Below are 19230 nucleotides of genomic sequence, written 5' to 3'. Positions count from 1 at the left end.
TCTTTCAAAACACCACAATACACTCCTAGAACATGATCAAAATCGGCATCAACGGTTTCGGACGCATCGGGCGTCTTGTCTTTCGCGCCATCTGTGACCAGGGCCTGCTCGGCAAAGAAATCGACGTCGTCGCCGTCAACGACCTCGTCCCCGCCGACAACCTCGCCTACCTCGTGAAGTACGACTCCACGCAGGGCAAGGCCAAGGAAGAAGTGTACAGCAAGAAGTCCAGCGACAGCGTGGCTGAAGACGACGTGCTCGTGGTGGATGGCCACGAAATCAAGTGCCTCGCCGTGAAGGAAGGCCCTGCCGCCCTCCCCTGGAAGGAACTCGGCGTGGACATCGTGATCGAGTCCACCGGTCTCTTCACCGAAGCTGAGAAGGCCGCCGGCCACCTCAAGGCTGGTGCGAAGAAGGTCATCATCTCTGCTCCTGGCAAGAACGAAGACATCACCGTGGTGATGGGTGTGAACCATGAGAAGTACGATGCGGAGAAGCACAACATCATCTCCAACGCGAGCTGCACCACGAACTGCCTCGCACCCGTCGTGCACGTGCTGCTCAAGGAAGGTTTCGGCATCGAGGAAGGCCTCATGACCACCGTCCACAGCTACACCGCCACGCAGAAGACCGTGGACGGCCCGAGCAAGAAGGATTGGAAGGGTGGCCGCAGCGCTGCGATCAACATCATCCCCTCCACCACCGGCGCCGCCAAGGCCGTGGGTCTCGCGATTCCCGAAGTGAAGGGCAAGCTCACCGGCATGTCCTTCCGCGTGCCCACCCCGACCGTCTCCGTGGTGGACCTCACCGTGAAGACCGTGAAGGAAACCTCCTACAAGGAAATCTGCGCTGCCATGAAGAAGGCCAGCGAGACCTACATGAAGGGCATCCTCGCCTACACCGCTGACGAAGTGGTGAGCACCGACTTCATCCACGACAGCCACAGCTCCATCTTCGACGCCGGTTCCGGCCTCGAGTTGAACAGCCGCTTCTTCAAGCTGGTGAGCTGGTACGACAACGAGTGGGGCTACAGCAACCGCTGCGTGGACCTCGTGAAGTACATCGCCGCCAAGTAAGGTAGGCGAAGCCAGCGGTACTCCCGCAAATCATTCATCGAAAGGCCGTCAGGAAAACCACCTGACGGCCTTTCTTTTTGCATGCAGGAGAACCCGGCAATTCAAGGAGCGGCTGCTTTAGCTGCCGTTTCGTTTTGACTTCACTCCGCCGTGAAATGAAACTGACTGCCGCTTGGTACTGCGAAGGCATTGCCATTGGCATGGCGCTCGGGTAGAAACAGGTGTTGGGGTGCAGTAAAACTCATAGCTGGTAGTCAAATGCTCTTCGAATTTCTCGCGAAAGCAGGCATGTTATTTTTCTTGGCCGGTTGGGCTGCGGAACAATGGTTGTTGTGGCGCATTTGGAAAGAGAATGCCGTTTGGGCAAGGTCGCAGTCCTTACCCAAGGCGCTTCAGCCCATACCATGGAGGGTCAGGGTTAGATTGTATGGCGTTGTTCTTTCGTTCCCCTCGGAACTTCAGGGGAATCGAGGGAATCGATGTCTTTTTGCGATAGCATGGATGGGGGGCGTTCCGGGATCTTTAATATTTCTGGGCTCTGCAGTTTCACTACTACTCCGATGGGCGGCGGAAGGTTTTGTCACTCATTAGTGAGGCAAGTCAGCAAGTCCCTTCGCGGGATATCGTTACCATCGGATGCGAAGGGGCTGCCCTTTCGCAATCAGACGGAATGACTCTTTATAAGCTGTTCCTTCTGTAGCTCCGCAAAACAGGGCCAGCACGGTCTCCGCTCCTGGCTCGGAGAAACCGGAAAGCTTCGCATCCCCCAAACACTGGATCTTTCTAAGCCGGTGCCTTCACTGATACACCCAACACCGCGCGCCCGTTCCCTTTCCCAAGTACACTCATGAAACCAACCACCGACACCTCCCCCCTCCCGTCCCGTCGCAAATTCGTCAAACAATCGCTCTCAGCAGGGTTCGGCTTCACGTTTATTCCCGCCTACCTCACCAGTGCCCGCGCTGCCGACAATCCCCAACTCCCACCCAGCCGACGCCTAAACCTCGGCTGCATTGGCGTGGGTGGCCGGGCTCAGAGTGTCATCCCAGGACTTTCTGCCGCAGGTACCGCCAAGCCCATCGCGTTCGCGGACGTGGATTTCGCAACGGCCGGGAACATTGATAAAAACCTGAAAGCCTTCCCCGACGTGAAGCGCTTCAATGACTTCCGGGTGATGCTGGATGAAATGGGCAAGGACATCGATGCCGTCAGCGTCGTCACGCCTGACCACACCCACTTCACCGCCGCGATTCAGGCGATGGCTCTCGGCAAGCATGTGTATGTGGAGAAGCCGCTCACTCACACCTTCGAAGAGGCAGAGATCCTCATGCGTGCGGAGAAGAAGTTCAAGGTGGTCACCCAGATGGGCAACCAGGGCCATACATCCGCAGGAGCCGAACAATTTAAGCAGATGCTCGCCGCCGGCATCGTGGACGACATCGTGAAAATCGAAGCGTGGAAATCACCCTCGCTCTGGTTCATGGATGCCGCCCAGCGCATCAAGGGCTTCCCACCGGAGGAGCCGATGCCGGAATCTCTGAAGAACTGGGATCTGTGGTGCGGGCCTCGCGAGGTGAAGCCCTTCAGCAAGATGTACCATGCCTTCAACTGGCGTGGCTTCCACCTCTACGGCGGCGGCATGTTCGGCGACTGGGGCGCGCACATCATCGACTTCGCCCACCATCACCTCAAGCTGGGCCTGCCCACCCGCATCACTCCGGTGGCGCTCGCGGATCACAATCAAATCAGCTTCCCCCTCAGCTCCAACATCCGATTCGAATTCCCCGAGCGCGGCGCCAAACTTCCCGCCGTCGAGCTCGACTGGAAAGCCGGAGACTTCCCAATCGAGATTGCAGAAAAGTACGGCGATCCGGACAAGGATGGAAAAATCGTCGTCCCGAAGCCCCTCAAAAATGGATCGCTCCTCTATCGCAAGCAGGGCGACTACATCGTGCAGCGTGGCTCCCACGACAACCACTCCCTGGTCTATCCCCGCACCAAGATGCTCGAATTCCGTGACGCCCTGGCCCTTCACCCACCGAAGCTCACCCATTTCGAGAGCTTCGTGCAAGCCTGCATGGGCAACGGCACCACCGAATCCCCCTTCAGCATCTCCGGCGAACTCACCCAGGTCCTGAACCTCGGCATGATCTCCGAGTACCTCAACACCGAACTCACCTTCGACCCCAAGACCAAGCGCTTCACCGGCAACGACGCCGCCAACGCCTTGCTCGCCGGAGCCGCTCCCCGCAAAGAGTGGGCTGACAGCTACAAACTCGCCTAGGCAAGCCTCTAAAGGAGGACGTCACCCACCCGCCTGATACAAACGGCACGACCGCACTCCCTGTGGTCGTGCTGTTTGCGCATATGTATCATGCCCAATTCGGATGAACGCAGGTTGAATAAGGATTCCTCTCCTCTCAAGAATCGGGGCACTCCTGCCCGTAAAGCACTAGTTCAAGAATGACATAGATGAAGGATCGACCGTTAAACGTTTTTCAATGCAATATTAGAACATGCATTGAAAAACGTTTTATGTTGCAGGCCGGAAACTGTGCGACGTAAAACCTGAAACTCATGTTGTTACAGAATAATGGTTGCAAGCGGTCAACGGTTGGCTTTTTCTATGGGACATTGGTGTCCATCCACAATTCCCACCGTCATGCCTCTCGATAAAAATTATCCACCTCTGGGCGCTTCGCTTCCTCCACAATCCCGGCAGATGGTTTCCTTCGCCGACGGCGACACCATCAGTATCGTGCAGCCCATCCGCATGCTCTCGTGCGACACACCGGAGAAGGAAGGTTTTGCCGGAGCGGCCGCTATCGCGCAGCCGAAGCTGGACCGTTGTCGCACCCGGTTGGAAGGTGGCTTCTTCCCCGATATTCCCAACGAAACGAAGGACTACCTTATCGAACGGCTTGATGGCGATGCGGCTGCACGTCACCTGCATGCTGCCCATGGGGCCTCGGGACGTTTCCAGATGCTTATGGACGAGCGCCTCACGAAGCCAGACGGAACGAGGCGGAGGGTGGCCGTGATGCCCGGTGGTGACCTCATCGACACCTACGGACGCCTTCTGGCCTACTTCGCTCCGTATTACGCGAACAGCGCGAGTGACCCCCTGCCACCAATCGGTGATCCGCGCCGACACACCCTCAACCTGAACATGATTTCGGAGGGCTGGGCGGCCTTCTTCCCTCTGTATCCGGCCATTGGGAAACCCGTTGACTTCAATCTCGCACTCAATGGCGCGGAGGCTGCTTGGCTAGAGCAGCGCGGGCCGTGGGTGGAGGCGGGGCCGCTTCTGCTCTTGGGCTACGAATACCGCCTCTGCATCAAGCTTTCCCAGGCTGCCACCGCAGCGGTGGGCATGGAGGCCTTCTCACGGCATTGTGTGGACATGCGTACGGATCAACTGCACAACCAGTTCGGATTCTGGCAGGTTCCGCCGCCCTACCGTCTGTGGATCTGGAACGACGACGTTGAAGAGGCGGTGGAAAAACTGAATTTGAATGTCTGAGCGGCAGAAGCGCGGAGAAGCGGAAGTGAAGTTGTGGAAGAATGACCTCTAGGGCGTGCGAACAAGCCGGCAGAAACGGACGACAAGGTGAACAGTTGACGAGCGCAGAAGGGACGTAACACACCTACCTCGAGGCGGCGAGTCCGCCTGCCACGTCCCACGCGCTTCTCGACCAACCTGACGTCGTGATTCGAACAAGCGCACACGCGACGAAGGAACCACAATGCTCCAAGGCGTACGCAACTGGGAGTAAAAAGTGGCATTTGTCCGGGAATTGATCACCACCCAGCAGCGTCCATCCAAGTCCCTGTCCCACCCCGAATTCATCTTGCACGACTTCCGTCACACCCGGCAGATTCCTTACAATCACCGGAAAACCCCACGCCACTTCACGCTTGCCCCCCATGAAGACGAAACTTCTTCTCCTCAGCTGCTGCTGTGCATTCTCGCTCGCGCTGCCCGCTCAGACCCTCGAAGACACTCCGGTAAACCGGGCGAAGGAGGCGGACCGCTATTTCGAAGCGGCTGCGCCCAAGGAGATGCTCGATGAAATGACCACGCAGATGGCCGCTTCGGTGCCGGATGCGGAGAAGGCGAAGTTCAAGGAACTGCTCACGAAGCATTTCAATTACGGAACCTTCGTGAAGTCCATGAAGGAGGCGATGGTGCGCCACTTCACGGCCACAGAGCTGGCGGCGCTTGCCGACTTCTACAGCTCGGAGGTGGGCAAGTCTGCCATGAAGAAGATGGGCGCCTACACGGCGGAAATCATGCCACTCGTGCAGACGGAAATTCTCAAGGCCCAGCAGAAGGCCATGACCGACCAGGGTGGGCTCACGGCCCTGCCTCCTGGTGCCCCGGCAAAGGATGGCACACCCATGCCGCAGGCGCCTACACCTACCTCCACTGTTCCCGCTCCTCCGTCCCAGCCCACTGCAGGGCAGCCAGCCCAACCAGGATTTGGCCAACCCCAACCTCAGCCGATGCAGCCCGGTCAGCCCGCGCAAGGCCAGCCACAGCCGCAGCCTTTCCCGGCAGCGCCTGGACCTGTAGGCGGCATCCCCTCCTCACTTCCGGAAGTCATTTCCGCGACCAAGGGATAGGCGCAGGTCTGTTCTGATCTCTACATCGAAAAATAGGCATCGGGGCGAGCTTGGAGAAGGGTCCGTTTTCTCCAAAGCATCAACGGATACGAATCCTATCATTGGCTCCGCATTTCGCTGCATTCATCTCCTCAATTTCAGCCGCTCTCCCCACTCCTACACGCAGAGAGATCCCGAATTGCAGTTCTTTGTCGTCCCCGTCCTACACGGCTGGGAAAGAGGCTTAAATTGACCTCGGCATTTGGCTAGGAAACGGTTTTTCCGCTTGCCCCTAGGTCGCTTGTGCCCACTATGGCCGTTCCCAAAATGGCAGACGGTGGCAGGGTTCTTATCATTGGTGCAGGAGGACGCATGGGCGCGGCCCTCGCCAGGCATCTCGGCAACACACGCGACGTCGTCGGTTGGAAGCGCGCCGATCTAGACATTTCCCAGCCGTCCGTGGTTCGCGAGGCGGTGCGGGGCCAGGAGTTCACGACGCTGATCTACACCGCCGGCACTACCAACGTGGATCGGTGCGAGGAGTACCCTGCGGAATCCCAGGCGACCAACGCGGAGACGCCGCGGGTGCTTGCGGAAGTGTGCCGGGAAAAGGGCGCGCGTCTGATCCACGTGAGCACGGACTACGTGTTTGAGGGAAACAATCCCGAGCTTCGCAAGGAAACGGACGAAGCGAAACCCATCTGTCTGTATGGCCTGCACAAGCTGCAGGGCGAGCACGCCGTGCTGGAAACATCCCCCGAGTTCCTGGTGCTCCGGGTATCATGGCTCTTCGGGCCGGACAGAAAAAGTTTTGTAGACATCATCCTCGACCGCGCGCTGGAACATGACCGCGTGGAAGCCATTGCGGACAAGGTCTCCTCCCCCACCTACAGCTTGGATCTCGCTCAATGGATCGAGCCCATGGTCGATGATCGGAAGTACCACGGCCTGCTCCACCTGAGCAACCGCGGGGCCACTTCTTGGCGCGAGTACGGGCAGAAGTGCCTGGACATCGCCAGCGCCCTGGGCCTGCCACTCAAGGTCCGGGAGGTGCATGGTGTCTCGCGGAAGGACTTCCCCGCCTTCAAGGCGCAGCGCCCTGAGTTCACCGCGTTCGACACGAGCAAGTTTCAAGAGATTTCCGGCACCGTGCCCCGTCCTTGGGAAGAGGCACTTGAGGAATACCTTACGGGGCGCCTCACCTCAGGGAAATAGTCGGGTCACCACAGACCAACCGGTGCCCTATCCGCACCAGCCTCCTGCCAGCGCGGCGTGCTCATTTATTCCATCCATCACACCGGGCTCACCACATGGGCAACGCTGGTGGATTCGGCAGGGTTTTTGCGAAACTCGCTGGGGGTCATTCCCATTTCACGGGAGAAGGCACGGGAGAAGGCGCTGATGCTGTAATACCCCACCGCGAAGGCCACATCGCCAATGTTGTGGTTCGTTGCCTTCAGAAGCTCGCCTGCGCGGTGCATGCGCCGTTCCCGAAGAAGTGCCGGCATGGATTTTCCCATAGTCCTCCCGAATAGCCTGCTGAGTTGAAAAGTGGTGAGACCGACATCGCGGGACATCTCCGCCAGATCCGGGGGATGCTGCAAATCACGCAGTAGCAGCGCCGAAGCGCGCTCCACGGTTTCCCGGTTTCTGGCATCCTGTGTGTCGTCTGCTATCACAACTATAGGCAATTCCAATTTAAAGCCCCCTTCAACAAAAAGACCTTGGACAAATTTCGCATTCTGAGGCAATTTGGGTCCAAATGGTAGTTCGTGGATAAAAAGCACCCTGAAAATTACCCTTCATGGTCAGAAATTGACCTGACTTATCTGCTCACGACTCCGTTTACCAACGTTGGGCTTCAAGTCGATTTAGTGCCGTCTCGACGCCTCAGTACTGCGGAATTTCGAGTGTCCTGGTGAACGAATTTACGTGGGACATTTTGCAGTGAATTCACGCAGGTACCTAAAATTTTTCCTGCTCACACGATCGCGAGATACGGACCCAGTAACGTCGGTTCATCTTTGGAGGCCGGCCGGCAATAGCGTTCCAATCGAGTGGTGAATTTTCCGGGAAGGGAGACTGCTCACGCTGCTTTTCAGTCGCCCTGACCCCCAAACGTTTTTGCGGGAACAAAAAAATTTGCACCGTTTTTTTAAAAAATTCATCCCCACCCACTGAGCGTACAATCAGCTCACTGTAAGTATCCTAGACAACATTCCACCGAGTTCGCGGTAATCCGAACCCTTCCGATATTTTAGGTGTCCTTAAATTTTCCTTGCCACATTTTCTAAAAATTATAGTATATATTTGAAATTTCAAACTCATCACCGCTATGAAACGGCTCATCCTCATCCAGAACGATTATGCTGGCGCGGGCAAGACCACACTGGCGCAGTGCTTTGAACAATATCTCAACCTTCACCGCGTCCCCCATCACAGTGTCGTGGTCGCGGAAACCGTCGTCGCCGGGTCCAGCCGTTCCCATCTGGACGGCAACGATCTCGGTGTAGCTGAGTTCCTTACGGAGCTTGACCAAAGTGACCTGGTCGTCATGGAAATCGACACCGGCATGACGGAAGCGTTCCAGCGCTTCTTTGGAAAGTCCCAGCTCGACGCCGTGCTCGCCGAAGCAGGCTATGACCTCACCGTGGCCATCCCGGTGACGGGTGAAGAGGAAAGCTTCGATGGGGTCACGATCGCCTCTGAAGTGTATGCGGACGCGGCGCAGTATTTGATTGTGCACACGCCAACCGGCAGCTCCTATGACCGCGAAAGCCGTCTCTGGGAGCGCAGCCATGCTGCCCGCGTGATGGACATGTTCGAGGCGGTGGACATGATGATGCCGCCAGCGCTCGATGCCCTCGAGTCCCAGCTCAAGATGCGCCACGCGGATCTGCACGAGGTCATTCACACGGACGCCTCAGAGGCAGTGCTGCACGCGGAACTTGGCAAGTGGCTGCGCAAGCTCAATGCCCAGCTCGATGTAGTGAAGAAGTACGCCTTCGGTGATGCCTTCCGTCCGGAAGTGCACGTGATCACCGTGGAGGAAAAGACCAAGAAGCGCCGCGGCCGCAAACCCAAGGGTGCCCTCATGGAAGCTCTGGCAGCTGCCTGAGCGGGAGATTCAGTTTGGTTGGTGCGTTTGTTAATTGGTTAATGCGGGCTCCGGCCCGCATTTTCGTTTTCGGTGAAGAGCGATGCGAAGCGCATACCTGCCCCCTTCGCCCTTGTGTTTCCCAACATCGCGGCCTTATGTCTGTTGCATGAAGGCGATGAGAATGGTTCAAACCGATGCAAACGCGGCATTTGAACTGACGAAGGATGCACCGAAACCAAACCCCGGTCCGGGACAGATTCTCATCCAGGTGAAGGCTGCGGGCATCACTCCCACGGAACTGCTCTGGTACCCCACCCATCACCAGAAGGATGGCTCCCCACGCGTGGCTCCCATCCCGGGTCACGAATTCTCCGGCATAGTTGAGGCCCTCGGCGAAGGGGTGGATGCCTTCCGCGTGGGCGAAGAGGTGTACGGCTTGAATGACTGGTTCGAAGAGGGCGCCACTGCGGGCTACTGCCTCACGCTTCCAGCCTTTATTGCAACCAAGCCGCGTCGGCTCAGTCATGAGGAGGCAGCAGCAGTACCCATTGGCGCTCTCACCGCATGGCAGGGACTGCATGACAGGGCGCAACTTCAGTCCGGTGAGCGTGTGCTCATCCATGGCGGCTCCGGTGCGGTGGGTGTGTTCGCGATTCAACTGGCCCGTACCATCGGTGCCGAAGTCATCACCACCGCGTCCAAACGAAACGAAGCCTTCCTCAAGGAACTGGGCGCCACCCAGGTCATCGACTACAAGGATGAAGACTTCACCAAGGCCATCGATGGTCTGGTGGATGTGATCTTCGATGGCGTGGGCGGCGAGACCCTCGATCGCTCCTGGTCACTGCTGAAACCTGGCGGACGCCTGGTAACCATCGCCGCGGCCAGCGAGGAAACCGCCGAGCAGCGCGTGAAGGATGCCTTCTTTATCGTCGAGCCCAGCCACTACCAGCTCTCCAGGATCGCGAGTCAATTGGACGAAGGCACGCTCAAGGCAATCGTCGATGTCGTAGTCCCGTTCGAAGAGGCTCCCGATGCCTATGCTGGAAAAGCAAAGGCCCGCGCCGGACGCGGCAAGGTGGTGGTGGCCATTGATTGATGGATGGGTAAGGGCAGGGAGTACCTCAGGGCATTACTCTTGTAGTTCTTCTGTTCCGGGGACGCCAGGCTGGTAGAGCCACTAGTCAAATGTGCTGAGAAAGGCAGCCGACAACAGGGACCATTCACGGCAGTCGATACTTCAAAAAAATCAGACGGTAGGGATGCGCTCCTGCGCGTCCGACTATCGCGGGCGGAGGCGGTGGGAATGCGACGCTGCAAGAGAATTTCGCGCCCAAGCTCCGCACCGCCTCCGCCCACCTAAAGAGGGACGCGCAGGAGCGCATCCCTACCGCCTCTTTGGTAACGGACGTTTACCCTGAAAAGCGTGGCTGGCAATAACCCTTCAAAGTGACCGCAATCACCCGACGCATCGCCGAAAGATGCTCCGCTCCGGATGGACGACCTTGCTCTTTATGGGAGCTAACGCTCCCAAGCAGATACCCCGCCCTACTCCTCCAGAATTTCCGGATAGTGGTGCAGCGCGAATTCCAGCGAGCGTTCGTGAATGACTTCCGCGTCGCTCTCCATCAGGCTTTCCTGCACGAATCTCGCGCACTCGCCGGCATCGAGCTGGCGGATGGCGTGCTTCACCCGCGCCACCTGGCCGGAGGAGGCGCTGAGTTCATCCAGGCCCAGTCCCACCAGCAGCGGAGTGGCAGAGATATCGCCCGCCATTTCACCGCAGATGCCCACCCACACGCCCTTCTGGTGCGCGGCTTCGACGACGTTTCGGATGAGCCGCAGCACGGCCGGGTGGGTGGTCTGGTAAAGATCACTCACGCGCTCATTCACCCGGTCAACGGCGAGGGTGTACTGCACAAGATCATTCGTGCCGATGCTAAAGAAGTCCACGTGCACTGCGAGCAGGTCCGCGATGGTGGCGGCACTGGGAATCTCGATCATGGCGCCGCGCTGCACGGGATGCGTGAAGACGAGCCCCTCCTCCTCCAGTTCACGGCGGCACTCAGCGAGGTGCGCATTCGCCTCCACAACCTCACGCACGCTGCACACCATGGGATACATGATGCCCACCGGTCCGTGCAGACTGGCACGCAGCATGGCGCGCAACTGCTGCCGGAACATCTTCGGCCGTGAGAGGCTCACGCGGATGCCGCGCCAGCCGAGGAAGGGATTCTGCTCCTCCTCGCCCTTGTACGCCGGGTCGAGTTTGTCGCCGCCGATATCCAGCGTGCGGAAGATCACAAGATTCGGCGAGGCGGTCTTCACCACCTGCGTGTACACCTCGACAAGGCGATCCTCCTCCGCCTCGGGATTCTCAAGATACAGGAACTCGGTGCGGAAGAGACCCACGCCCTCGGCACCGCACTCGCGGATGTGCGGCAGCTCCTCCACAAACTCGGCATTGGCACCCACGGTGATGCGCCGCCCATCCTTGGTGATGGCAGGTGCTGCACTGCTCGCCAGGAGCTTGGCCTCTCTCTTCTCGACCTCCACCTCGCGGGCGCGGTAGAGGGCGAGGGTGGCCTCACTGGGATTGAGAATGAGCAGGCCGTCATCACCATCCAGCAGGACCTTGTCGCCATTGTGCAGCTCTTCCAGGAGGTCGTGCAGGCGGACGACGGCCGGAAGGTTCAGCGAACGCGCCACGATGGCCGTGTGCGAGGTGCGGCTGCCCAGTTCCACCGCGAACCCGAGCACCTTCTGGCGGTCGAGCTGGGCGGTCTCACTCGGAGTCAGGTCATGCGCGATGCAAATGGCCGGCTCATCGCCCGTGCCATCGTCGCGGCAGTCCCCGGTGAGGTGCTGCAGCACGCGCTGCGCCACGTCCTTGATGTCGAGTGCGCGCTCGCGCAGATAGGCATCCGGGATGCGGGCGAAGGAGTCCATGCAGTCCTTCGCCACGCGGTAGTAGGCGAACTCGGCGCACATGCGCTCATCACGGACCAGCTTCTTTACCTGGTCATTGATGAGGCCGTCATCCAGCACCATGAGGTGCATCTCGATGATCTCGCGGGACTGGCGATCCGCCTCGGAATCGAGACGGCGGATCAGGCTTTCCAGTTCCGAGCGCGTGCTGCTCAGGGCTTCCTCGAAGGTGGCGAGCTCGCTTTCCACCTTATTTTTGGCGATAAGACGGAATCGCGGCTCCTCGAACCGCCCGCCGATGACACGCACTACCCCGATGGCCACCCCACCGGAAACGGGGGTGCCATGAAAAACCCGCTCATTGTGCGCAGTCGTTTCCTCCATGTGCCTAATAGGTGGTGCAAGAAGGGGCGAGCCGATGCCCGGCGACAGCCGGAATCGTGCCATTCATGCACCGCGCATGCTGGCAGCGTCAATCCCCGTCGTCAAACCCGCTTTGAATCAGGTTGCCGAGTTCCTTGAGCGCGGCCTCCGCATCAGCGCCCTCGGCAGTGATGATGAGTTTCGCACCATGACCGGCGGCCAGCATCATGAGGCCCATGATGCTTTTGCCGTTCACCTGCTCGTCGTCCTTCTCCACCCATATGTCACACGCATACTTGCTGGCGCGTTTGACGAACTGGGCCGCGGGTCGCGCGTGCATGCCCAGTTTATTACAGATGGTGAATTCTTGGGTAAGGCTGTTCATGCGTCAACGGGTGGCGCAGAAGGGTGTGAGTGAACGAAGGATGATACGATTGGAGTGCTGAAATGTGCTACGCACTTTGCCCATGTGCCATCTTTTTCAAGAGAGTTTGGTGGAATTTCCCATGTGACCTCGACATCGAATCTCAAACAGCGGCTGGCCGTAGGCGGTGGATTCGCCTTTCTCAGGCACTCTGTTCGTCCGCCATCTTTTTCAAAAGCCGCTGGTCGAACTCGGCCGCACTGTTGTAGCCGAAGGTGCGGAGCTTGTGATTCAGCGCCGCGATTTCGATGAGGCCGGCGACGTCCCGCCCCACGATGACCGGCACCTGAAGGATGGGGATGTCGATACCCAGGACCGTGACCGTGTGTGAAGTCGTGTCGAAGCGCTCCACCTCGGCCAGGTCCGGATTAGGCACCAGTTTGATGATCAGATCGAGCCGCTTGCTCAACCGCACGGCACCCACGCCGAAGATGGCGGCCACATTCAGCAGGCCGATGCCGCGCACCTCGATCATGTTTCGTGTCAGGTCAGGAGCTCGCCCCTGGACCTCTCGCTCCTCGATGAGGCGGAAGTGCACCGCGTCATCCGCCACCATGCTGGCGCCACGCTCCAGCAGTCCCAGCACGGCCTCGCTCTTGCCGCTGCCGCTGGGTCCCTGGATGAAGATGCCCAAGCCCTGCACGTCCACGAGACAGCCGTGAATCACCGTCGTGGGTGCAAAGGCCCAGTCCAGCCGGATGGTCGCCGCATTCAGGAACTTCATGGTCACCATCGACGACTGGAAGACGGCCAGCCCGCACTCATTGGCAATGTCCAGGAAGTTCGAGGGCAGGCGCTTCTCCCGGGCCACCACGAGGCAGGGGATATCCGCCAGACAGAGCTGGCGGAAGCGTGTCTCAGCCAGCTCGGGATCGAGCTGATTGAGATACGAGAGTTCTGAGTTGCCGATGACCTGGATACGTTTGTAAGCGAAGTAGGTAAAGAAACCGCTAAGCGCCAGACCGGGGCGGTTCACGGAGGGCTCATTGATCTTCCTGACAAATCCGGCGTCTGGCCCAAGCAATTTCATCTTCAGCGGATCCCGGTTTCGCTCAAAGAAATCCCCCACGGTGATGGAGGTGGGTCGTTTGACCTTGTGCTGGAGGGAGAATTCGGGCATGCAGGCAAAATTAAGCAGGTTATGCCGCAAACGGCAAAGGGTGGTTCAGGGGAGTGATGTGTGTATGGAAGGAAAATGGCGGAGCTTGACGGCGGAATCCTCCGAAAGCTGGCAGGCTGGCTCGCGTTAATGCCCGCACTACACCACACCGCACGCACGCTCCCAGCCATGACCACACGCACCTTCCTTCTCCTCGCAGCCCTGATTTGCCTCAGTGTCACCCAGCGCCTGGGCGCCGCGGACCGGCCAAATATTCTCTGGCTCACCACGGAGGACATCGGGCCGGACCTGGGCTGCTATGGCGATGCGTACGCGGTGACGCCGAATCTCGACGCCTTCGCGAAGCGCTCGCAGCTTTTCCAGCATGCCTGGTCCAACGCCCCCGTGTGCGCACCCGCACGCACCACGATCATCAGCGGCATGTACCCGACCTCGACGGGTGGCGAGCACATGCGCAGCAGTGTGCCCCTGCCCGAGGGTGTGAAGATGTATCCCCAGATGCTGCGCGAGGCGGGCTACTACTGCACCAACAACTCGAAGGAGGACTACAACCTGCAGAAAACCAAAACCACGGAAGGCAAAGACGCGGTGTGGGATGCCAGCGGAAAGAATGCGCACTGGAAGAACCGCGGGAAAGACCAGCCCTTCTTCGCCATCTTCAACTTCACCGAGACCCACGAGAGCCAGATTCGCCAGCCCGGCCACAAGCTGGTGCATGATCCCGCGAAGGCCCAAGTCCCGCCGTACCATCCGGACACACCGGAGTCCCGCCACGATTGGGCGCAATACGCGGACAACATCACGGAAATGGATGGCCTCTTTGCCGAGAAGCTGAAGGAAATGGAGGACGCGGGACTCGCGGAGGACACCATCGTCTTCTTTTACGGTGACCACGGCGCCGGCATGCCCCGCCACAAGCGCTGGCCCTACAACAGCGGCCTGCGCGTGCCCTTCATCGTCCATTTCCCGAAGAAGTGGGAGCACCTGGCGCCGAAGGGCTATGCGCCCGGCGCGAAGTCGGAGGAACTCATCAGCTTCGTGGATCTCTCCCCCACCCTGCTGAGCATCATCGGTCAGCCTGCGCCGGACTACCTGCAGGGCCGCGCCTTCTGCGGCTCTCATGCGAAGCCCGCTCCTGCATTCCTATTTGGCTTCCGTGGGAGAATGGATGAACGGCAGGACCTGGTACGCAGCGTGACGGATGGTCGCTATGTGTACCTGCGCCAGTACATGCCACACCTGCCCTACGGCCAGCATATCAACTACATGATGCAGATGCCCACCGCCCAGGTGTGGAAGAAGGCGTATGACGAGGGCAGAGCCACACCGGAGCAGGCGATGTTCTGGAAACCCACCAAGCCAGTAGAAGAGCTCTACGATCTGCAAAGTGATCCGCATGAGGTGAAGAATCTCGCGGAAGATCCAGCCTCTCTGGACACCCTCATCAAACTGAGAGCCGCGCACAGAAAACAAATGAAGGACACGAGAGACATTGGCTTCATCCCTGAGGCGGAGCGGTTGAGACTAAGTGGTGACCGCTCTCCCAGAGATGTCTTTGCCTCGGACGATGCCTACGACTTCGATTTTGTGTTTGCCTCCGCGAGCGCTGCCAGTGACAACTCTGATTTGGTCAAGGATGCCAAATTCCACATGTCGGGGTTGAAGCTAATAGATCCGCCGAAGAGCGAACGGAAGGCTTCTGCAACGCCTTCGGCCGTCCGCTATTGGGGAGCGATCGGCCTGCACATCCGCGGAGCCGAGGCCGTGAAACAAGGCCGCGATGCTCTGGTTACAGCCTTGAAGGACGAAAGCCCCAGCGTACGCATCGCTGCTGCGAATGCCCTGGCCACTTATGGCAATGACGAGGACTCCAACGCTGCCCTTCAAGTCCTGCTCGCAGATGCTGATGCCACGAAGACCAGCAACGCCACCGCAATGGAAGCTCTGAGCGCCCTCGGCAACCACGTGGAAAAGCTGAAGTCCATGAAGGACAAGGTCGCCGCCCTACCAGATGGTGCCAAAGGCACCGAACAACGCCTCAAGGAATACGTGCCCCGGTTGAAGGAGAAGCTGAGTGTGGACCTCGGGATCCCCATCGCGAAATCCCAAGGAGGCGCATCGCGCGACGGCCTGTGATTTGATGTGGAGTGCTGGTTCCCGCGTGCGGGGCAGCCTTTCGCAGGGAGCGGCACTAGCCTTAGTGCCGGCGGTGAGTTCTTTGTGGTGCGGAGCGACGGTTCGAGCACTGCCGGACATGCCATAGACCATCGTCTACGACTTGGTGGCGCAACATCAATGACGGCACTAAGCTAGTGCCACTCCCTGCGGAACAAGCGCTTCGTTCGGACGAGTGGATGACTACAGACGTTGCGAGGTATCACGCCTCAATGGGGACAGGAATGTCCCCGATCCTTGATCCGCAGCAATGCTTCAGCACAAAATTCAGCCGCCCGCCGAAGCCTTCTCTCCATTGTTCTTGCCTCTCGTCCCGGCACACAGATCCTTGATATCTGCCCCGAAGAACTTTCCCGCACGACGGCTGATTTCTTCGGGTGAGACATTCTCAATGTGCGTGGCAAGGCTCCAGCGGTGGCCATACGGATCGTACAGACCGGCCATGCGATCGCCCCAGAATTGATCTGCAGGTTCGCTCATCTTGCTGGCGCCTGCCTCGAGGGCCTGGCGGTAGGCAGCGTCCACATCATCCACATAGATCAACAATGTGGCCGGTGTGCCACCGATGCTCTGAGGAGCAAAGCTCTCCCACTCGGGAAACTCATCCGAGACCATCACGCGCGAATCCCCTATCTGGATTTCACCGTGAACAATCTTACCCTCCGGTGTGCCCAGACGGTAGACCTCCTTTGCATCGAAGGCCTTCTTGTAAAAATCCAATGCCTCAGCGGCATTGCGGATCACCAGGCTGGGCGTGACGGAGTGATACCCGTCCGGCTTCTTCTTCACGGGAGCAGACATGGCTGGTAGGGATTGGGAGTTAAAATCCGGCGAAACCTGGACGCTGCCAGGACACCACTGGATCCGTGAATCGCATTCCGCCTTCCATCTGGCCGCAGGGAGAAGCACGGATTTTGCCCTACTTGCCGCTCGCCTCCACCTCTCCGCCACCCAGCTTTCCATCTAGCTCTTTCGCTTTGGTGATGATGGTCTCCTCCACGGCCTCACTCCACGGACCGGGATGCGAGCCATAGACCATCGCACCACCCGCTTCGTAGCCACCTTCCTTGAGCACGCGCATGCTGGGGATGTATCCCATCACATCATTGGAATACCCACTCACCCACACCATGGGATGCTTCAACTCACGCTTGAGTCGCAGCGAGTAGTCCACCACCACTTCACCACCAAGCGTGACCATCGCCATGGCATCACCGAAATGAATCACCTGCACAGGGTACGGATATGAGGTGGGGAGCTTGCCCTCATGCTGGATGATGGCGAGCAGGCGCTGCGCGTGGCCGGCTTCATACGTATTCGTGGACTTTGCGCGAGTCTCCAGTTCCTCCTTCGTCGGCGGAGTGGCGAAGGCGAGCGGCACGCGTTCGAAAGCCAGCTTCAGTTCGCTAGGCGTGGGTTGCTTGGGCACAACTTGCAAAGCAGTCTCCACTGCCATCGCCAGTGTCTTGCCGTGCGTCTTCGCATGATCAATCTCGCGGCGTGGATAGGGATTCTGGTCACCACCGCAGCCGGTCATGAAGAGCGCCACGGTGCCGGGATGCGCTTTCTCCAACTCCTCCTGCGCAAAGCCCGCGTAGTCGCCACAGAATTGCTGGATGCCGAGTGTGGTATTGTGGCACGCATAGCCGAAGAGCACGGCGACGAGTTGCTTCCCATCCGCACTGCTCACTTCCAGCACCGGCACATCGTGATCCACGGGACCATCGGGATAGGGACTGTTCTTGTAGCCAAGGCGCGAGGGCAGGCGGCGGTTCATGGCAAAGCCGCAGCGCGCGCGATTGTGATACACCTGCGCGGGAGCCAGCTTCGCGATGCCGTCATCCATGAGCTTGGTGAGCCGCTCCTGCAGCAGCTTCCCGTATTCCTCCGCCTCTGCGACCTTGTGGTCCATGCCCTCCAGATACCGCCACGCACCAATGCGGAACTCCGGGCCGCAGTGTGTGTGGGAGGCATTCATCACGATGCTCTCCGGTGGCAGTCCATGCTTCTTCTGCGCCGCCTCCTCCACCCCCTGCCGTAGCGACGCGGGAATGCCGATCAGATCCATGGTGAGAATCACCAGCCGCTTCCCTTTTGCATCCTCCAGCACGAGGCATTTCGCGAACAGGTCCTGCACCACCCCGTCTGAGGGTGCCTTACGGGAAGCATATCCCGCCATCCACATGGGCTTCTCCGGGGTGATTTTCACCGAGGTAGCGGCCGCTTTCCACACCGGCAGGGGCGCGGGGGCAGCATCTGCCTTTTCCTGCCCGCGAACCGGGACCGGGGCCTGTAGGAGTCCAAGCAGAAGGGACAGGGCGAGGATGGACCGTCTATTCATATATAGAGGGAAAGGGATGGTGGTGACTGACTGCCGCCTGACTACGGGTGGGGTCAGGCGTTCTTACCCACCTGAGCGCAAAGCATTGGAAGTGAGCAGAAAAGCACCAGAGGCCCGGACCTCAAAATCGCCTCACATTCAAGACCTAGCGACGCCTCAACGGGGACAGGAATGTCCCCCACTCCTTGAAGCATCCGCCCTCCATTGCCCATTCTCCCAGCATTCCATTTCTCCATCTTTCCCTTTGCTGCTTCGCTGCTTTGCGTTCCCATTCCTCCCAGCGTAAATAGCAGGGATGAGAATTCCCTTGCGCACGGGCCGGTCCCCCGTATTCTCTCCGCCCCTATGTCCAAAAATGCTGGCCTAGCCAAAACGAGAAAGTCCGTTTCCAAGCGGTTCAAGATCACTGCCTCCGGCAAGATCTTGCGCCGTAAAAAGGGGAAGCGCCACCTTCTCCAGAATAAGAACCGGAAGCGGAAGCGCAACCTGGGCAAAGTTGCACTCGTCGACAAGACGGATGCAGCGGCCGTGAAGGCCAACATGCCCTGGAGCTGAGCCGTTCCAGTTCGGTCCCGTACCGCGGGACCACGATGCCACGCCTGGCTCCCCTCGCCCCGGAGCCTTCAATCAAGTGAGGCCAACATCGACACCCAAAACAACAGCTTGATTAGAGAAAGACAAAGATGCCAAGATCCACCAACTCACCCGCCAGCCGCAAGCGCCGCAAGCGCGTACTCAAAGCCGCCAAAGGCTTCCGCGGTTTCCGTTCCAAGCTCTATCGCTACGCCAAGGACGCCGTCCGCAAGGCGATGGTGTACAACTACCGCGACCGTAAGAATCGCAAGCGCGACTTCCGCAAGCTCTGGATTCAGCGCCTCAACGCCGCCACACGCGCGCACGGCCTGAGCTACAGCCGCTTCACCGAAGGCCTCAAGGCCGCTGGCATCGAACTCGATCGCAAGGTCCTCTCCGACCTCGCCATCAAGGACGAAGCCGCCTTTGCCGCCCTCATCAATCAGGTCAAGCAGGCCCTGGGCAACAAGACTGGCGTCACGCTGAAGAAGACCGCCGCCTAACGAGGCACGGAACCTTCCACAG

The 19230-nt window shown here is 59.1% G+C and carries 16 protein-coding genes; 10 read left to right on the top strand and 6 right to left on the bottom strand.

Annotated elements, in window-relative coordinates:
* The first annotated feature begins 32 nt into the window (after positions 1–32).
* The 5 genes from gap to rfbD all read left to right on the top strand — a co-directional run bounded on the left by gap (position 33) and on the right by rfbD (position 6896).
* Positions 33–1076, top strand: coding sequence for a type I glyceraldehyde-3-phosphate dehydrogenase (gene gap / locus G5S37_RS08785; RefSeq protein ID WP_165202802.1), 1044 nt, complete (start codon positions 33–35; stop codon positions 1074–1076).
* 847 nt (positions 1077–1923) lie between these two features.
* Entirely contained in the window at positions 1924–3360 is a 1437-nt protein-coding gene (locus G5S37_RS08780; RefSeq protein WP_165202800.1) for a Gfo/Idh/MocA family oxidoreductase, read from the top strand.
* Between the two features lie 378 nt (positions 3361–3738).
* The gene (locus G5S37_RS08775) at positions 3739–4599 is read left to right on the top strand and encodes a hypothetical protein (protein WP_165202798.1); all 861 of its coding nucleotides are present in this window, start codon (positions 3739–3741) and stop codon (positions 4597–4599) included.
* Positions 4600–5003: 404 nt separating this feature from the next.
* Positions 5004–5702 carry a DUF2059 domain-containing protein gene (locus G5S37_RS32250; RefSeq protein ID WP_206026365.1) on the top strand — a complete coding sequence of 233 codons (699 nt, stop codon included), beginning with the start codon at positions 5004–5006 and terminating at the stop codon, positions 5700–5702.
* A 291-nt stretch (positions 5703–5993) separates the two neighbouring features.
* The gene (gene rfbD, locus G5S37_RS08765) at positions 5994–6896 is read left to right on the top strand and encodes a dTDP-4-dehydrorhamnose reductase (RefSeq protein WP_165202796.1); all 903 of its coding nucleotides are present in this window, start codon (positions 5994–5996) and stop codon (positions 6894–6896) included.
* 77 nt (positions 6897–6973) lie between these two features.
* Here rfbD and G5S37_RS08760 read toward each other — a convergent pair whose 3' ends face one another.
* Positions 6974–7432 carry an AraC family transcriptional regulator gene (locus G5S37_RS08760; protein ID WP_165202794.1) on the bottom strand — a complete coding sequence of 153 codons (459 nt, stop codon included), beginning with the start codon at positions 7430–7432 and terminating at the stop codon, positions 6974–6976.
* Between the two features lie 584 nt (positions 7433–8016).
* On the opposite strand from G5S37_RS08760, the gene G5S37_RS08755 reads away from it, so the two are divergent.
* On the top strand, positions 8017–8799 hold the full coding sequence (locus G5S37_RS08755) for a hypothetical protein (protein ID WP_165202792.1): 783 nt from the start codon (positions 8017–8019) through the stop codon (positions 8797–8799).
* Positions 8800–8962: 163 nt separating this feature from the next.
* Positions 8963–9880: an NADP-dependent oxidoreductase gene (locus tag G5S37_RS08750; protein ID WP_206026364.1), complete on the top strand. Its 918-nt coding sequence runs from the start codon at positions 8963–8965 to the stop codon at positions 9878–9880.
* A gap of 449 nt (positions 9881–10329) precedes the next feature.
* On the opposite strand, the gene ptsP is transcribed toward G5S37_RS08750, so the two are convergent.
* The 3 genes from ptsP to hprK form a co-directional block, all read right to left on the bottom strand.
* The gene (gene ptsP / locus G5S37_RS08745) at positions 10330–12093 is read right to left on the bottom strand and encodes a phosphoenolpyruvate--protein phosphotransferase (protein ID WP_165202788.1); all 1764 of its coding nucleotides are present in this window, start codon (positions 12091–12093) and stop codon (positions 10330–10332) included.
* Positions 12094–12181: 88 nt separating this feature from the next.
* The gene (locus G5S37_RS08740; protein ID WP_165202786.1) at positions 12182–12457 is read right to left on the bottom strand and encodes an HPr family phosphocarrier protein; all 276 of its coding nucleotides are present in this window, start codon (positions 12455–12457) and stop codon (positions 12182–12184) included.
* Positions 12458–12638: 181 nt separating this feature from the next.
* On the bottom strand, positions 12639–13616 hold the full coding sequence (hprK, locus tag G5S37_RS08735) for an HPr(Ser) kinase/phosphatase (RefSeq protein WP_165202784.1): 978 nt from the start codon (positions 13614–13616) through the stop codon (positions 12639–12641).
* A gap of 168 nt (positions 13617–13784) precedes the next feature.
* On the opposite strand from hprK, the gene G5S37_RS08730 reads away from it, so the two are divergent.
* Complete coding sequence (locus G5S37_RS08730; protein WP_165202782.1) at positions 13785–15752, top strand: sulfatase-like hydrolase/transferase; 1968 nt, start codon at positions 13785–13787, stop codon at positions 15750–15752.
* A 306-nt stretch (positions 15753–16058) separates the two neighbouring features.
* Here the strand turns inward: G5S37_RS08730 and G5S37_RS08725 are convergent, their stop codons facing one another.
* Both G5S37_RS08725 and G5S37_RS08720 read right to left on the bottom strand, forming a co-directional pair.
* Entirely contained in the window at positions 16059–16592 is a 534-nt protein-coding gene (locus tag G5S37_RS08725; RefSeq protein WP_165202780.1) for a VOC family protein, read from the bottom strand.
* A 118-nt stretch (positions 16593–16710) separates the two neighbouring features.
* Complete coding sequence (locus G5S37_RS08720) at positions 16711–18132, bottom strand: neutral/alkaline non-lysosomal ceramidase N-terminal domain-containing protein (protein ID WP_165202778.1); 1422 nt, start codon at positions 18130–18132, stop codon at positions 16711–16713.
* Between the two features lie 345 nt (positions 18133–18477).
* On the opposite strand from G5S37_RS08720, the gene rpmI reads away from it, so the two are divergent.
* Complete coding sequence (rpmI, locus tag G5S37_RS08715; RefSeq protein ID WP_113958678.1) at positions 18478–18687, top strand: 50S ribosomal protein L35; 210 nt, start codon at positions 18478–18480, stop codon at positions 18685–18687.
* Positions 18688–18815: 128 nt separating this feature from the next.
* Positions 18816–19208: a 50S ribosomal protein L20 gene (gene rplT, locus G5S37_RS08710; RefSeq protein ID WP_113958677.1), complete on the top strand. Its 393-nt coding sequence runs from the start codon at positions 18816–18818 to the stop codon at positions 19206–19208.
* Positions 19209–19230: the final 22 nt, after the last annotated feature.

This window comes from Roseimicrobium sp. ORNL1, from assembly GCF_011044495.1.
Lineage (GTDB): Bacteria > Verrucomicrobiota > Verrucomicrobiia > Verrucomicrobiales > Verrucomicrobiaceae > Roseimicrobium.
The sequence above is the reverse complement of the archived record's forward strand: the minus strand, read 5'-3'. Positions and strand labels throughout refer to the sequence as shown.

Excerpts from the sequence above, each read along its gene's own strand:
- gap (WP_165202802.1), top strand. The coding sequence starts at position 33 with ATGATCAAAATCGGCATCAACGGTTTCGGACGCATCGGGCGTCTTGTC.
- G5S37_RS08780 (WP_165202800.1), top strand. The coding sequence starts at position 1,924 with ATGAAACCAACCACCGACACCTCCCCCCTCCCGTCCCGTCGCAAATTC.
- G5S37_RS08775 (WP_165202798.1), top strand. The coding sequence starts at position 3,739 with ATGCCTCTCGATAAAAATTATCCACCTCTGGGCGCTTCGCTTCCTCCA.
- G5S37_RS32250 (WP_206026365.1), top strand. The coding sequence starts at position 5,004 with ATGAAGACGAAACTTCTTCTCCTCAGCTGCTGCTGTGCATTCTCGCTC.
- rfbD (WP_165202796.1), top strand. The coding sequence starts at position 5,994 with ATGGCCGTTCCCAAAATGGCAGACGGTGGCAGGGTTCTTATCATTGGT.
- G5S37_RS08755 (WP_165202792.1), top strand. The coding sequence starts at position 8,017 with ATGAAACGGCTCATCCTCATCCAGAACGATTATGCTGGCGCGGGCAAG.
- G5S37_RS08750 (WP_206026364.1), top strand. The coding sequence starts at position 8,963 with ATGGTTCAAACCGATGCAAACGCGGCATTTGAACTGACGAAGGATGCA.
- ptsP (WP_165202788.1), bottom strand. The coding sequence starts at position 12,093 with ATGGAGGAAACGACTGCGCACAATGAGCGGGTTTTTCATGGCACCCCC.
- G5S37_RS08740 (WP_165202786.1), bottom strand. The coding sequence starts at position 12,457 with ATGAACAGCCTTACCCAAGAATTCACCATCTGTAATAAACTGGGCATG.
- hprK (WP_165202784.1), bottom strand. The coding sequence starts at position 13,616 with ATGCCCGAATTCTCCCTCCAGCACAAGGTCAAACGACCCACCTCCATC.
- G5S37_RS08730 (WP_165202782.1), top strand. The coding sequence starts at position 13,785 with ATGACCACACGCACCTTCCTTCTCCTCGCAGCCCTGATTTGCCTCAGT.
- G5S37_RS08725 (WP_165202780.1), bottom strand. The coding sequence starts at position 16,592 with ATGTCTGCTCCCGTGAAGAAGAAGCCGGACGGGTATCACTCCGTCACG.
- G5S37_RS08720 (WP_165202778.1), bottom strand. The coding sequence starts at position 18,132 with ATGAATAGACGGTCCATCCTCGCCCTGTCCCTTCTGCTTGGACTCCTA.
- rpmI (WP_113958678.1), top strand. The coding sequence starts at position 18,478 with ATGTCCAAAAATGCTGGCCTAGCCAAAACGAGAAAGTCCGTTTCCAAG.
- rplT (WP_113958677.1), top strand. The coding sequence starts at position 18,816 with ATGCCAAGATCCACCAACTCACCCGCCAGCCGCAAGCGCCGCAAGCGC.